Source organism: [Flexibacter] sp. ATCC 35103 (assembly GCF_001975985.1).
Classification (GTDB): Bacteria; Bacteroidota; Bacteroidia; order Flavobacteriales; family Flavobacteriaceae; genus Flavobacterium.
The window spans coordinates 119,979-135,979 of record NZ_MTQF01000005.1; the positions used below are offsets into that span (position 1 = coordinate 119,979).

Sequence of the window (16,001 nt, forward strand, 5' to 3'; positions counted from 1 at the left end):
TAAAGCGTACGAAATATAATACATTTATTGTTTGATTTCATGCAAAACTTCAACAAAAGTTAAATAATTATTGTTAGAGAATTTTCTTCTTAAAGGAAGAAGAAAATATTTTACATTTATCATAGTTTTATTTGTAATTTGCTATTATCGCTTACAACGGTAAATCGAACTAAAATTGTAATTTGCTAACCATTAACTCTAAATGAAATTGAAAAAAAAAGGATTAATTCTCGTGTTTTGTGTGTTTTTTATTTTTCAATCTTGCGGTAGAAAATCAGCTGCCGATTTTAATTCCGATTTTTCACTATTTAAAGAGTATATTGTTAGTTTTACGGGAGGAATCGTCTCTTCAGAATCTGATATTCGGGTGGTTTTGGAATTTGATAAAAAAGACTGGAAAGTCAATCAGGTTCTAGACAGTGATTTGCTTGATATTTCGCCAAGTGTCGACGGAAAAGTTGTTGCGCTCTCCAGCAATACTCTTGCTTTTATTCCGGAGAAAAAATTAAAACCCGGAACAGAATATCAAGTTACTTTAAACTTAGATAAACTAATCACGATTCCTAAAGAGAAAGAAAAAGAACTCTCGAAATTCAACTTTACAGTAAAAACAATTAAACAGGATTTTACGATAAATACAGCAGATATTCAGTCGTATAATAAAGAGTATCAATATTTGAACTGTGTCTTAAAAACCGCAGATAATATTGATCTCGAAACCGCTATAAAATTGGTTTCGGCAAGTCAAAAAGGAAATGATCTTAAAATTAAATTCGAAAAAAAATCAGGTTCTGCTAAGGAATTCAACTTTATAATTGATAGTATTCAGCGTTACGATGAAGCAACCAATCTTGAAATTGAGTATGACGGAAACGATTTTGACATTGATCAGAAAGGACAATTAGACTATCCGATTTCGAGTATTAATGAATTTAAAATTGTAAAAGTTGATGTTCCTGAAGGAAGTAATCAGTCAGTTTTAATTAATTTTTCAGAACCATTACAAAAAGGACAGGATTTTAAGGGATTGGTTTCAATTCAGAATACCAATAACTTAAAATTTTCTACACAAGGAAACGTACTAAAAGTTTATTTTACTAATGAAGCTCCGGCCAAAAAAGAGGTTTCTGCCCCGGTTGTTGTAGAAGAACCTGTAACTGTTACAACAGATTCTACAGTAGTTACTGTTGATTCTGCTGCTGTTGCTGTAGATTCAGTTTCTGAAGATGTGGTTGAAGTTGTTCCTGACGAAGAACCTGAGCCGGTAATTACAGGAGAATTGCTCCTGGAAGTTTTTGAAGGCATTGAAAGTCAATACGGAAAAAAAATGGACTCGAATTATACCGAGAAAATTACTTTTGACCAAATAAAGCCAAGTGTTCGTTTTATTAAAAATGGAACAATTTTGCCAAGTTCAAATAATCTAAAGTTGAATTTTGAAGCTGTAAATCTAAGTGCCGTTGATGTCAAAGTATATAAAATTTACAAAAATAATATTCTCCAGTTTCTTCAGTACAATCAATTAAACGGAAGCCAGAATCTTAAAAAAGTAGCACAGCCCATTGCTAAAACAACGCTCAAATTAAATGAAAGCGGCTTAATAACTCCAAGTAAATGGAATACATTTGCCCTGGATCTATCTAAAATAATTACCCCGGAACCGGGAGCAATTTACAGGGTAGAATTTGTTTATAAAAAGAAATATTCGCTCTATAAATGCGAAACATCAGATACGGATCAGAACGATGAAGATGAAGAAGAAGTGGATGAAAATGATGTAAACTACAGCGGAAACTCCTACGATGATTATGACTATGATTATGAAGGTTATGACTGGAGAGAAAGTGAAAATCCTTGTACAAACTCGTATTACTATAATGCAAAAATTGCGACCAATATTCTTGCTACAGATTTAGGTGTTATTGCAAAAAGAGGAGAGAATAAATCGTATTTATTTGCCGTAAATAATATTGTAACAACAGAACCTGTTTCAAATGCAAGGGTTGATTTGTATACTTATCAGCAACAAAAAATAACGACTGGAGCGACAAACAGTGAAGGAATCGCTTCTTTTCAGTTGGATAAATTCGCTTATTTTGCAATCGTTACTTTAGGCGATCAATCGACATATGTAAAACTGGATGATGGACTTTCTTTGTCTGTGAGTAATTTTGATGTTGCCGGTGAGACTTTACAAAAAGGATTAAAAGGATTTATTTATGGAGAACGTGGCGTATGGCGTCCGGGGGATAATCTGTATTTGTCGTTTATATTAAATGATGCTTCAAATAAACTACCAAAATCACACCCAATAAAATTTAGATTGAATGACCCGAACGGGAAAACAACGTATCAAACCATTCAGAAAACGAATGATTTAAACCATTATTCTTTTGTAGTTCCAACAAGTGCAGAAGCGCCAACAGGAAATTGGGAAGCTATGATAAGTGTTGGTGGTGCTAAATTTTATAAGAGCATTAAAATTGAGACGATCAAACCGAATCGTTTAAAAATAAAGAATAATTTCTCCAGAAAGACACTTTCATCTTCTTACCCAAATACCAGTAATCTTGAAGTTACCTGGCTTCATGGTGCAATTGCGAAAAACCTGAATGTAGAAATGCAGGCTAAATTTTCGCAGCAAGCAACAACATTCAAAGGATATGAAAAATTTACTTTTGATGATATTGTACGACAATTTAGTACAGAGGAAATTAATGTTTTCTCAGGAAAATTAAATGAAAATGGAAAAGCAACCGTAAATATCGAGCCTAGATTACAAGGTCAGGCTCCGGGAATGCTTCGTGCATCATTCATTACAAAAGTATATGAAGAAGGAGGAGATTTTAGTACAGATGTTATTTCAACAACTTATTCACCATATAAAACTTATGTTGGTATAAAAGCGCCCGAGCTTAATAAGTACAACATGCTGGAAACAAGAACGAACAATCGTTTTGATATCGTTACTGTTGATGAAAACGGAAGGCCAAAATCCGTGAGAAATCTTGAAGTAAAAGTGTTTAAAGTCGATTGGCGTTGGTGGTGGGATGCTTCGACTGACAATTTATCAAATTATAATTCTTCGAATGCAACCACTTCATATAAAACCTTTGTAATCAATACCGATTCAAACGGAAACGGAAGTATTCAGTTTTCTTTGACAGACGAAGAGTGGGGACGTTATTTAATTCGCGTTTCAGATGATACAAATGGTCATGCGACAGCTGTGACAGTAAACATCGATTGGCCAATTTGGTCTGGAAAAACACGTAACAGAGATGCTTCGACAGCTAATATGTTAGTATTCTCGACTGATAAGAAAAATTATGCAGTGGGCGAAAAAGCACAAATATCTTTTCCGTCAAGTGAAGGCGGCCGCGCTTTGATTTCGATTGAAAATGGTTCAAGAGTGGTACAAACACTTTGGGCTAAAACGCAAAAAGGAGAGACTAAAGTCGAAGTTCCTATAACAGCTGCAATGGCGCCAAATGTGTATTTTAATATTACACTTTTACAACCTCATGCTTCGACTAAAAATGATTCACCTATTCGCATGTATGGTATCGTACCTATCGAAGTCGTGGATAAAAATACTATTCTTGCGCCAACACTTTCTATGCCTGATGTGCTAAAACCAGAGCAGGCATTTACGGTAAAAGTAGGAGAGAAAACAGGCAAAGAAATGACGTATACTATTGCAGTTGTAGACGAAGGTTTGCTGGATTTAACACGTTTTAAAACTCCAAATGCGTGGGATAGTTTTTATGTACGTGAAGCTTTGGGAGTAAAAACATGGGATATTTATGATGACGTAATTGGTGCTTATGGCGGAAAAATAAATCAGATTTTCAGTATTGGTGGAGATCAGGATTTAGGCGGCGGAAAAGCTAAAAAAGCAAATCGTTTTAAACCGGTTGTATTGTATTATGGTCCGTTTAAATTAGAAAAAGGACAGACGAAATCACATCAATTAAAATTACCAAAATACATTGGTTCCGTTAGAACTATGATTGTTGCAGGTGATGCAAACACAAGCGCATACGGAAGTGTAGAAAAAGCAACTCCGGTTCGTAGTCCGTTAATGGTTTTGGCTTCGTTACCAAGAAAGATCTCACCATCTGAGAAAGTAACAATTCCTGTAACGGTTTTTGCGACGGAAAACAAGATTAAAAATGTTTCGATTCAGATTAAAACAAGTACAGGATTAAAAGTAATGGGAAGTGCAACTCAAAGATTGACTTTTGCACAACCTGACGAAAAAATGGCATATTTTAATTTAGTAGTAGGTTCTGCAACCGGAATTGCTAAAGTTCAGGTTATTGCGACTTCAGGAAATGAGAAATCAGTTTATGATGTCGAAATTGACATGACAAACCCAAACCCGGTTACGAGTACTTTTACTGATGTCATTTTACCTCCAAACAGTACAAAGACAATTTCCTGGAAAACTTTTGGAGTTTCCGGAAGTAATAAAGCGAGATTGGAAGTTTCGTCAATGCCAACAATTAATCTAAACGGAAGATTGCAATTTCTTATTCAATATCCGCATGGATGTGTAGAGCAAACGACTTCATCTGTTTTTCCTCAGTTATTTCTAGACGATGTAGTTGATCTGGATGCAAATCGTAAAGTTCTAATCCAGAAAAATATCACAGCAGGAATTACAAGATTAGGAAGTTTTCAATTGTCAAACGGAGGATTACCGTATTGGCAGGGCAACACAATCGCTGATGATTGGGGAACTTCATACGCCGGACATTTCCTGATAGAAGCAGAGAAAAAAGGATATGTATTGCCAATAAACTTCAAATCAAAATGGACTTCGTATCAACAAAAAGAAGCGAAGCAATGGCGTTTTGAAGCTAAATATGGTAACGATTTGGCGCAAGCTTATAGATTATACACACTCGCTTTGGCCGGAAATGCTGATTTATCTTCAATGAACAGATTGCGCGAGACAAAAGGAATTTCGAACGAAAGTAAACTTCGTTTGGCAGCAGCTTATGTTTTAGCGGGTCAAAAATCAGCAGGACAAAATCTATTCTTGCATACTAGTATTGATAGTGAATCGAGTGATTACAGTTATTACTATTACGGTTCAAGCGAAAGAAACAGAGCAATGGCCCTGGAAACGATGTTGCTTTTGGGACAAAAACAAAAAGCATTTACAATGGCTTCAAAATTAGCCAAAGAAATGTCTAATAATCAATGGATGAGTACACAAACAACTGCTTATTGTTTATATGCAATGTCAAAATTTGCAGCAGGTAATGGTCCAAAAGGAATAAATATTCAGTTTAATAAAAATGGAAAAGGAGAAACTATAAATACTCAAAAAACAATTGCAGACAGAAGTCTGGTTGTTCAAACAGGGTCTAATAGTATTACTTTGAAAAACAATAAAAATAACACAATCTATATTCGTGTTTTAAACACCGGAATATTACCAATTGGACAAGAAAATGTGATTCAGAGCGATGTTTCGGCAGCTATTGTTTTCAAAAACAGAAAAGGAGCAACTATAAATGTTTCTAAAATAAATCAGGGAACAGAATTTATTGCAGAGGTAACCATTAGAAATCAAAGAAATGAAGGAGTTCAGAATGTAGCATTATCACAAATTCTGCCTTCAGGATTCGAAATTGTGAATACCCGTTTTACAGATTATGGAGACGCGACAAACAATATTGCTGATTATATCGATATTCGAGATGACAGAACAAATTTCTATTTTGGATTAAAATCCAGAGAAACCAAAGTATTCAGAATCCTGCTAAACGCATCGTATTTAGGTAATTATTATTTACCAGGACTGCAATGTGAAGCGATGTATGATAATACATTCCTGGCCAGAACCAAAGGATTCTGGGTTGAGGTGGTGAAGTAAGTTTACGTATCCTAACAGGTTTTCAAAACCTGTTAGGTATTTATATTTATGTCAAAGATTTAAAAAAAAATAAACATACCTAACAGATTATAAAAACCTGTTAGGATAATAAAAATTAAAGAAGGTGAAGAAGGATGTTTTTGAAGAAGGACAATATTATCATATTTATAATAGAGGAAATAACAAAGAAAATATTTTTATTGAAGAGAAAAATTACAATTATTTTCTTGAAAAAGTGAAGAAATATATTTTACCAATTGCAGATATTTATGCATATTGTTTACTAAAAAATCATTTTCACATTGTTCTTAGAATAAAAGATAAAGTAGATCTGCCAGAAAAATTCATAGAGAAAATTCATTTGCCATTTTCCAATTTATTTAATGCTTATTCTAAAAGTATTAATAAAGCCTATAATAGAACTGGAAGTTTGTTTCAGGAACATTTGCAAAGAAACAGAATAGAAACTGAAACTTATTTAAAACACTTAATTGTGTACGTGCATTTGAATCCTGTTAAACATAAATTTACAAAGCATTTTGAAACCTATTTACATTCATCATATCGTTCATTTTTATCTGAAAAGGTAACGAATATTGATAGAGGTTTTATTTTGAGTTTATTTGACGATCTTGAGAATTTTAAGCTTTATCATAACGAAAGAAGAATTATTTATAAAGGAGTTCTTAACGATATAAATTTACTTGACCAATAGAAAATTGTATCGGCTATCCTAATAGGTTCTAAAACCTGTTAGGTATTATTAGCAAAGAACAGTTTTTTATTAGGAACAAAATAGATACCTAACAGGTTTCCAAAACCTGTTAGGATACGTTAAAAAAACAATAAACTTAAATTGAAAAATAAATTAATAGCGTTCTCTCAACGCATTATAAATTGGATTAAAAAGAATAAAATAAAATCAGCAATTGCATTTCTGTTCTTGCTGATTTATTATTTCTCTATACCCCGAACGTTGTTTCAGGAACCATATTCTACCGTTATCGAGAGTAAAGAAGGAGAATTACTTGGAGCTAAAATTGCTCGTGACGGACAATGGCGTTTTCCTGCGCAGGATAGCGTTCCGGACAAATTCAAGAAATGTATTGTTTATTTTGAAGATGAATACTTTTATAAACATCCTGGTTTTAATCCGGTTGCGATGGTCAATGCAATTAAACAAAACAGAAAGGCCGGAAAAATTGTGCGAGGCGGAAGTACATTGACGCAACAAGTAATTCGATTATCCAGAAAGGGAAAAGGAAGAACTTATTTTGAAAAGTTTATCGAAATTATTCTGGCAACGAGATTAGAATTAGGATATTCTAAAAATGAAATTCTGGAATTATATGCTGCTCATGCACCTTTTGGGGGGAATGTTGTAGGACTTGAAATGGCTGCATGGAGATATTTTGGTGTACAATCAAACCAATTATCATGGGCTGAGAATGCTACTTTGGCTGTTTTGCCAAATGCACCGAGTTTGATTTATCCGGGTAAAAATCAGATTAAGTTGTTGAATAAACGAAACCGACTTTTGCTAAAACTCCATCAGGAAGGAATTATTGATAAACAAACATATGAGCTTGCGATCGAAGAACCATTGCCACAAAAACCGTATGATTTGCCTCAAATTGCACCACATTTATTGCAAAGAGCGGCGAAGGAAGATGAGGGAACGCGAGTAAAAACAACAATCGATTATGCTTTACAAAACAGGGTAAATCAGATTGCGAGGTATTATTATAATCAGTATAAGCAAAATGAGGTGAATAATTTGGCGATTTTGGTTATTGATGTTTCAAATCGAAACGTAATGAGTTATGTTGGCAACGCGCCTACTGATAAAGATCATCAAAAAGATGTAGATATTATTGATGCCCCAAGAAGTACCGGAAGTATCTTAAAACCTCTTTTATACGCTGCAATGTTAGATGATGGTGAATTATTGCCAAATACGCTGATAGCAGATATTCCAACACAAATTGCGGGCTATACACCGGAGAATTTTAATCTTACGTTTGATGGAGCTGTGCCTGCACACAGGGCTTTGTCACGATCTTTGAATATCCCTGCCGTTTTGATGTTGCAGGATTTTGGGGTGAATAAATTTTATGAAGAACTGCAAAAATTCAAATTAAGGGATATTAATAAAACTCCTGACCATTATGGTTTATCACTTATTCTGGGCGGTGCTGAAAGTAATTTGTGGGATTTATGCAGAACCTATGCTAATTTGTCGTCTACGGTTAATTACTATACTAAAAATCAAGAGAAATATAGAACTAAAGAATTTGCAGAACTTAATTACAGAAACAATTTTGAGACTGATTTTGGATCAGAAACGGATCAGAAGAACATATTAGGTGCCGGATCAATCTGGTTAACATATAACGCAATGGAAGAAGTAAATAGGCCGGAAGGAGACGAAGCCTGGAAATTTTATGATAGTTCGCTGAAAATTGCCTGGAAAACCGGAACTAGTTTTGGTAACAGAGATGCCTGGGCAATTGGTACAAATTCTAAATATGTAGTAGGTATTTGGGTAGGAAATGCTACAGGAGAAGGAAGACCAACTTTAACGGGAGTTACAAGTGCCGCGCCAATTTTATTTGATGTTTTTAATTTATTACCAAGACAACGATGGTTTCAAACGCCATATAAAGATCTGGATGAAGTAGAGGTTTGTCGTTTAAGTGGTTGTTTAGCAAAAGACGGATGTCCTAAAATCAAGCAGTGGGTTCCTAAAAAAGGAAAATCAACTGTAGTTTGTCCGTATCATAAAACCGTACATTTAGATAAATCAGAGAAATTTCAGGTCAACAGCAGTTGCGAAAACATAGATAATATTGTGACTAAAAACTGGTTTGTTTTACCTCCTGTAATGGCGTGGTATTACAAAAGCCAGCATATTGAGTATTTGCCTTTGCCACCTTTTAAGGAAGATTGTCAGGGAACACAAACCACAACTATGGATTTTATTTATCCAAAAGCAAATAGTAAAATATATCTAACAAAGAATTTTAATAGCCAGGTGCAGCCTGTAATTCTTAAGGTCGCTTATTCAGAAAGAGATAAGGAATTGTTTTGGTATGTTGATGATGTTTATAAAGCCACTACAAAAACGTTTCACGAATTGCCTGTTACGCCAACTTCAGGAACACATTATATTACTGTTGTGGACGCTTATGGCAATGAAATTAGGAGAAAAATTGAGATTGTAAGGGAGTAAGATTCAGATTTGATTACATGATTCTGATTTGAGTATATACTTTTTGATTTCTCGAAAACCTGAAAGTGGCTCCAAAAGTGAAACCTTTGATTACCGGAATTTTGTCGTTATTAAAGGGTTGTGAATAACCGAATCCCAGATCTAAAACATTTAGTAGTGTTGCTCCTGCTAAGGCATATGCATGTTTATCTGAAACGCCACTTTTAATAAATAAGAATTTTTCAGTGTTATAAGATAAATGTAAATCGGGTAAGCCGTAGTAAGTATCATTATAGGAAGTAAATCCGAATCCGAATCCTAAAAATAATTTGTTTTTGCTTTCACAATCTAAACAAAACTCCAGGCCGGCGATAAATTGATTTTTGGTTGCAATTTTATAGTCCAGATATAGAATTGGCCATTTTGGAAATTCAAATTTATTTTTGTTATTTTCTTTGTAATTGAAATCCCTTGAGTCCAAAAGTTTATTATTCTCATCGTACCATTTTGCTTTTCCAACAAGATATTTGCCTTCATTGTCTTCAGAATAACCTTCAAATTGAAGTTTGTTATTTTTTAAATAATAATCATTAATCACATAAAGTGAATCAGTAGATGCTAATTTGTAACCAATTGCATTTTTAGTTTTTATTTTTACAGGCTTAGTTCTGTAATAAATAGCCGATTCTTTAATAGTGTTTTTCCAATTTTTATCAAAAAAAAGAGTGTCATTTTGAGCAGAAATATTAATTGTAAAAAGCATTAAAACGAACAGAATATAAAGAAGCTTATCTTTAGAATAAGGTTTTGATGTGTTTAATAGCATTATGGGGTATTGAGTATTTTGTTTATTTAAATATAAGAAAAGTATTCAGAAATAAATAATATTCTTATGAAAACTAATTCCTAGCCCGGATAGAAGTGGAAATCCTTTTATTTTTTTCTTTAGAAAAATAAAAGATTGAAACGGATAGCTGGAAATAGCTCCTGATAAAAAAACAAGTTTAAAATTCCAAATCCAAAGCTGAAAAATAGAATTGAGATTGCTTCGTTCCTCGCAATGACACACAAAAAAACCGCCAGTCTTTCGAAAGGCGGTTTTGTTTTTATTCTGAAATAACATTTCCTTTTTTATCATAGAAATGGTATTCTAAGTACGTGTAAGCGTCACGAGGTATGATTTTCACCCATTTCTTATGTTCAAAAAACCATTTTGAACGTAATGATGGAAAACCTTTACTGAGGTATGCAGCCACAAACGGATGTACATTCAGTACAACACCCTTGTGGGTTTTTAAAATTCTGTCTAAATCAGATGCGATTTTATCAATGATTAAAATTGGCGCTTCAATTTCGCCATGTTCATTGTTTGGATCTTCTTCTCTAGTTTTAATATTTACTTCTGGTCTTACTCGTTGTCTGGTAATTTGAACTAAACCAAATTTACTAGGCGGTAAGATTTTATGCTTTGCTTTATCGTCGCTCATTTCTTCTCGCAAGAAGTCGAACAAGACTTTCCTGTTTTCAGGATTAGACATATCGATAAAATCAACTACGATTATCCCACCCATATCACGCAAACGAAGTTGTCTGGCAATTTCAGCGGCAGCAATCATATTTACTTCCATGGCTGTGTCTTCCTGATTGGTTGCTTTATTCGAACGATTTCCGCTATTTACGTCTATAACGTGAAGAGCTTCAGTGTGTTCGATTATAAGATAAGCACCTTTGCTCATGGAGACTGTTCGTCCAAATGAAGTTTTGATTTGTCTCTCTATATTGTATTTCTCGAAAATTGGAGTGTCATTTGATTGATAAAACTTAACAATCGATTGTTTTGAAGGTGCAATTTCTTGCAGATATTCCTTCGTTTGATGGTACAACTCTTCATCATCTATCTGGATACCACTAAAGGTATCGTTGAATACATCTCTTAATATTGAAGAAGCTCTGTTAAGCTCTCCTAATACTTTTGAAGGATGATGAGCAGTTGGTAATTTTTTACACATTGCAGTCCATCTGCCAAGCAGGTTCTGCAAATCTTTTTCTAATTCGGCTACGTTTTTGCCTTCGGCTACTGTGCGAACAATAACACCAAATCCTTTTGGTTTGATAGATAGAACAAGTTTTTTTAGACGATCCTTTTCCTTTTTGTCTTCTATTTTTTGAGAAATAGAAACGCGGTCAGAAAACGGAACGAGAACAATAAATCTTCCTGCCAATGAAAGCTCAGCGCTTATTCTTGGACCTTTGGTAGATATAGGTTCTTTTACAACTTGGACTAAAACAGATTGATTGGCACTTAAAATATCAGTAATGATGCCATCTTTGTCAATCTCTTTTTCAAACTGAAAGGTTTTTAGGGAGAAATCTTTTATTTTACCTGCGCTTACAAGTTTTATGAATTTCAGTTGAGAAGCTAAGTTAGGTCCTAAATCATGATAATGTAAAAAGGCATCTTTTTCGAAGCCTACATTTACAAAAGCAGCATTAAGACCAGCAACGGGTTTTCGTATTTTGGCAATAAAAATATCACCAACCTGAAAGTTGCTTTTCTCTTCTTCCTTGTGTAATTCAATTAGTTTTCCATCTTTTAATAAGGCAAAATCTACGGCTTCAGAACTAGATCTAATGATTAATTCTTTATTCACACTGTAAATTTTTATCTGTTTTTTCAGAAAATAGAGTATAGAGAATAGAAAATAGATTAAAAAAATCTAAAATCTATACCGATAATTATCGGGACTAAGATCTAAAATCTTATTTACAGATGGATTAAACAATATTTTTTAACAGGTATTGAACCCGGGGAAAAGAAGATTAATAGAGAATAGAACAAAGAGTATAGACTTTTGCGTCTATATTCTATTTTCTTTACTCTTTCATCTTTTTTCAATTTCAATGAACGTTTAAAAAGAAAAAAGTAGTTTAAAACTACTTTTTCTTTTTGTGACGGTTAGCTCTCGCTCTTTTTTTTCTTTTGTGCGTAGCTACCTTATGTCTCTTTCTTTTTTTACCACTTGGCATATCGTGTCGATTTTATGATTAATTAATATTATTTTGCTTCGTTATTCGTTTTTACTCCTTCCACAAAAACTTTTGCAGGTTTAAAAGCAGGAATGTTGTGTGCTGGAATTTTGATAGTAGTGTTTTTAGAAATGTTTCTACCTGTTTTTTCAGCTCTTGTTTTTACGATAAAACTTCCGAAACCTCTTAGGTAAACATTGTCCCCAGTTTCTAATGAAGTTTTAACTTCTTCCATAAAAGTTTCTACTGTTGCTTGAACATCTCCTTTTTCAAGACCTAGTTTCTCTGAAATTTTCGCTACGATATCTGCTTTCGTCATTTTCTTTCCTATTTTATTTTTATAAATGGTGTACTATTTTTTTGAGTTTGCAAATATAGGAATTAAAAAAATAATTAATCAAGCTAATTCGTTAAATTTTAATTACATAAACATTTACTTTTGTATTCTAAGTATTTTGCAATGAATTTTTCTAACATATTGATAAAATGGTATTTACAAAACAAACGTGATTTGCCATGGCGAAAAACGGCCAATCCATACCATATTTGGCTCTCAGAAATTATGTTGCAACAGACTAGAGTTGCGCAAGGAACGCCATATTTTTTTGCTTTTACGCAGGAATTTCCTACTGTATTTGATTTGGCAAATGCCTCAGAAGAGCAGGTTTTGAAACTTTGGCAGGGATTAGGGTATTATTCCCGCGCCAGAAATTTGCATAAAACGGCTCAATATGTCGCAAATGAGTTAGATGGAATTTTCCCGGAGAACTATACAGCATTATTAAAATTAAAAGGTGTTGGCGAATATACCGCAGCTGCAATTGCCTCTTTTTCTTATAATGAAGCTGTTCCTGTTGTCGACGGAAATGTGTTTAGGGTACTCTCCCGTTATTTTGATATAGAATCTGATATTGCTTTGCCGGCAACTAAAAAAGAGTTTACAGAGCTGGCACGCGAATTAATGCCAAAAGATAATCCTGCAATGTTTAATCAGGCGATAATGGAGTTTGGTGCTTTGCAGTGTGTGCCTAAAAGTCCTGATTGTTCTGTTTGTGTTTTTAATGAGAGCTGTGCGGCTTTGCAAAAAAAGAAAGTATCGGTTTTGCCTGTAAAATCTAAAAAAATAAAAGTGACGAATCGTTTCTTTAATTATTTGATTTTAGAAGATGCTTTGGGGAATACCTTAATTCAAAAAAGAACGGCTAAAGGAATCTGGCATAATTTATATGAGTTTCCTTTACTTGAAACTGCTGAAATTGTGGGATTTGATGTTGTTTCAGTTGCGGCTCAAAACGATTTTTTCTCTTCTTATACTATATTAAGTATAGAGGAGTGTAGTGAAAAAACTGTAATTCATAAACTCTCGCACCAGCATCTTCATATTCAGTTTTGGAAGATTAAGATTGAAGAAATAATAGAAAACGGATTGAATGTCAGTAAATTAAAAACATTTCCTTTTCCTATTGTGATTTATAATTTTATAGAAAAGCAGGAAATAAATTGCTAAAAAAAATGTATCTTTGGGGTAAATACCACTAAATAATTATGAACGGAACATTAAATAAAGTGATGCTAATTGGCCATTTGGGCGATGATGTGAAAATGCATTATTTTGATGGAGGAAATTGCATTGGACGTTTTCAGCTCGCTACAAATGAGGTTTATATCAATAAAACGACCAATGAAAAAATAACTTCAACGGAGTGGCATAATTTAGTTGTGCGTAATAAAGCCGCCGAAATTTGCGAAAAATACCTTTCTAAAGGAGATAAAATCTATATAGAAGGGCGTATAAAATCGCGTCAATGGCAGGCAGAAGATGGTACAACAAAATATACAACTGAAATTCAGGTAACAGAGTTTACTTTCTTGACTACCAAAAAAGAAACTGGAAATCATAAACCGCATCAGGAATCAGAATCAGCAAAAAACACTAACTTTGATGCGACAAATGAAGGTTTACCTGTAAATGATTTACCTTTTTGATTGTTTAACTAATCTTTTTTAATTTGGACCCGGAGCCCAGTTTATTTTTTAATACCACATTAGATGCCAATTTAATAATTGGTTTTGTTGGAATATTTATTTTGCTGTTTCTTTCGGCAATTGTTTCAGGTGCCGAAGTTGCGCTTTTTTCTTTATCTCAAAAAGACATTGACGAAACATTGCAGGAAAATAATCCGAAAGGAAAAATTATTTCAAATCTTTTAGATAAACCCAAAAAACTTCTCGCAACATTACTGGTCGCCAATAATTTTTTTAATATTGGAGTCGTTATATTGTTCTCCTTTATAGGACAAAATATTTTTGCAGACGTAAATTCACCGGTTTTTAAGTTTATTCTTGAAATTGTTCTGGTCACTTTTCTTATTTTGTTGTTTGGAGAAGTTTTACCAAAAGTTTATGCCAGCCGCAACAATATAAAATTCGCAAAACGCGTTGCATATCCAATCGCATTTTTAGATACATTACTATCGCCAATAAGTTTGCCTATGCGTAGTGTTACGCTATATTTGCACAACAAATTGGGGAAACAAAAGAATAGTTTTTCGATAAACCAGCTTTCTCAAGCCTTAGAACTTACAGATTCTGAAGGAACGTCGAGCGAAGAACAAAAAATACTGGAAGGAATTGTTTCTTTTGGAAACACAGATACGAAGCAAGTTATGAGTCCAAGGATTGATATTTTTGCTTTAGAAATTGAAGAACCGTTTTCTGTTATTTGTCCTAAAATAATTGAAAAAGGATTTTCGAGAATTCCGGTTTACAGGGATAATATCGATCAGATTGAAGGCGTTTTATTCGTTAAGGATTTATTGCCTCATATTGATAAAGAAGAGTTTGACTGGTCATCTTTGATAAGAGAAGCATTTTTTGTTCCTGAGAATAAAAAACTGGATAACTTACTAAAGGATTTTCAAAGCCTTAAAAGTCATTTGGCAATTGTGGTTGATGAATATGGAGGAACTTCCGGATTAGTTTCTCTTGAAGATGTTATCGAAGAAATAGTAGGGGATATTAGTGATGAATTTGATGATGAAAATTTAAACTTTTCTCAAATAGATGAGAAGAATTTTTTATTTGAAGGGAAAATCAACATGAAAGATTTTTATCGAATTGTTGATGTCAATGAAGATATTTTCGAATCACATAAAGGAGAAGCCGAAACATTAGCTGGGTTTATTTTAGAAATTCTGGGTAATTTTCCTAAAAAAGATCAAAAAGTAGCTTTTGATAATTGTGTCTTTACGATAGAAACAGTTGATAAAAAGCGTGTGAAACAAATAAAAGTAACAATAGATTAAATGTTAAAAAAAACAATTTCAATAGCAACAATTTTACTGGCATTGACTGTTTTAAGTTGTAAAGATGATGTAGTGCCTAAACCTTCAGGTTATTTGCGTTTAGATTATCCCGAAGCAAAATATGTTAGTTTTGAAAACAATTGCCCGTTTGCTTTTGAAATGAATGAAGCAGCAGTAATTAAAGGTGAAAAAGACTGCGGATTTGCGATTACATATCCAAAAATGAAAGCAACGATTTACCTGACTTACAAACCGGTAAACGGTAATATTGAGAAATTGCTAAAAGATGCTCAAAAACTAACTTACGAGCACGTTATTAAAGCAGATGATATACTGGAACAACCGTATTTAAACCCGCAAAAAAAGGTTTACGGTATGTTTTATCAAGTTGACGGAAATGCAGCTACAAACTCACAGTTTTACGTGACAGACAGTACAAAGCATTTTATAACCGGATCAGTTTATTTTTATGCAAAACCCAACTTTGATTCTATTATGCCGGCGGCAAGTTATATCAAAAATGATATGCAGAGACTGATGGAAACTTTAAAGTGGAAATAAAAAAACA

10 protein-coding genes are annotated in these 16,001 nt (G+C 33.5%); 7 read left to right on the forward strand and 3 right to left on the reverse strand.

The window, feature by feature from the left end:
* Window positions 1–208 precede the first annotated feature (208 nt).
* The 3 genes from BXU01_RS11675 to pbpC all read left to right on the forward strand — a co-directional run bounded on the left by BXU01_RS11675 (window position 209) and on the right by pbpC (window position 9,122).
* A complete protein-coding gene (locus tag BXU01_RS11675; protein WP_083693678.1) occupies window positions 209–5,890 on the forward strand; it encodes an alpha-2-macroglobulin in 5,682 nt (1,893 codons plus the stop codon).
* Between the two features lie 124 nt (window positions 5,891–6,014).
* The gene (locus BXU01_RS11680) at window positions 6,015–6,605 is read left to right on the forward strand and encodes a transposase (RefSeq protein ID WP_083693380.1); all 591 of its coding nucleotides are present in this window, start codon (window positions 6,015–6,017) and stop codon (window positions 6,603–6,605) included.
* Window positions 6,606–6,746: 141 nt separating this feature from the next.
* Window positions 6,747–9,122 (forward strand): penicillin-binding protein 1C, encoded by a 2,376-nt coding sequence (gene pbpC, locus BXU01_RS11685; RefSeq protein WP_083693381.1) that lies wholly within the window; start codon window positions 6,747–6,749, stop codon window positions 9,120–9,122.
* Window positions 9,123–9,135: 13 nt separating this feature from the next.
* Here the strand turns inward: pbpC and BXU01_RS11690 are convergent, their stop codons facing one another.
* The 3 genes from BXU01_RS11690 to BXU01_RS11705 all read right to left on the reverse strand — a co-directional run bounded on the left by BXU01_RS11690 (window position 9,136) and on the right by BXU01_RS11705 (window position 12,447).
* Window positions 9,136–9,927, reverse strand: coding sequence for a hypothetical protein (locus BXU01_RS11690; protein WP_083693382.1), 792 nt, complete (start codon window positions 9,925–9,927; stop codon window positions 9,136–9,138).
* Window positions 9,928–10,207: 280 nt separating this feature from the next.
* Complete coding sequence (locus BXU01_RS11700) at window positions 10,208–11,752, reverse strand: ribonuclease E/G (protein ID WP_055097045.1); 1,545 nt, start codon at window positions 11,750–11,752, stop codon at window positions 10,208–10,210.
* A 404-nt stretch (window positions 11,753–12,156) separates the two neighbouring features.
* The gene (locus tag BXU01_RS11705) at window positions 12,157–12,447 is read right to left on the reverse strand and encodes an HU family DNA-binding protein (RefSeq protein ID WP_007805026.1); all 291 of its coding nucleotides are present in this window, start codon (window positions 12,445–12,447) and stop codon (window positions 12,157–12,159) included.
* 141 nt (window positions 12,448–12,588) lie between these two features.
* Between BXU01_RS11705 and mutY the strand changes: the two genes are divergently transcribed.
* From mutY to gldD, 4 genes are read left to right on the forward strand one after another with little or no spacing between them, the layout of a single operon-like run.
* A complete protein-coding gene (gene mutY, locus BXU01_RS11710; RefSeq protein ID WP_083693384.1) occupies window positions 12,589–13,635 on the forward strand; it encodes an A/G-specific adenine glycosylase in 1,047 nt (348 codons plus the stop codon).
* A 38-nt stretch (window positions 13,636–13,673) separates the two neighbouring features.
* Window positions 13,674–14,114, forward strand: a complete 441-nt coding sequence (locus BXU01_RS11715) for a single-stranded DNA-binding protein (RefSeq protein ID WP_055097040.1) — start codon at window positions 13,674–13,676, stop codon at window positions 14,112–14,114.
* A 23-nt stretch (window positions 14,115–14,137) separates the two neighbouring features.
* On the forward strand, window positions 14,138–15,433 hold the full coding sequence (locus BXU01_RS11720; protein WP_083693385.1) for a gliding motility-associated protein GldE: 1,296 nt from the start codon (window positions 14,138–14,140) through the stop codon (window positions 15,431–15,433).
* Complete coding sequence (gene gldD / locus BXU01_RS11725) at window positions 15,434–15,994, forward strand: gliding motility lipoprotein GldD (RefSeq protein WP_083693386.1); 561 nt, start codon at window positions 15,434–15,436, stop codon at window positions 15,992–15,994. It begins immediately after the preceding gene.
* The last annotated feature ends 7 nt before the right edge of the window (window positions 15,995–16,001 follow it).

Coding starts and splice junctions, on each gene's coding strand:
- BXU01_RS11705 (WP_007805026.1), bottom strand. CDS start 12,447: ATGACGAAAGCAGATATCGTAGCGAAAATTTCAGAGAAACTAGGTCTT.
- gldD (WP_083693386.1), top strand. CDS start 15,434: ATGTTAAAAAAAACAATTTCAATAGCAACAATTTTACTGGCATTGACT.
- mutY (WP_083693384.1), top strand. CDS start 12,589: ATGAATTTTTCTAACATATTGATAAAATGGTATTTACAAAACAAACGT.
- BXU01_RS11715 (WP_055097040.1), top strand. CDS start 13,674: ATGAACGGAACATTAAATAAAGTGATGCTAATTGGCCATTTGGGCGAT.
- BXU01_RS11690 (WP_083693382.1), bottom strand. CDS start 9,927: ATGCTATTAAACACATCAAAACCTTATTCTAAAGATAAGCTTCTTTAT.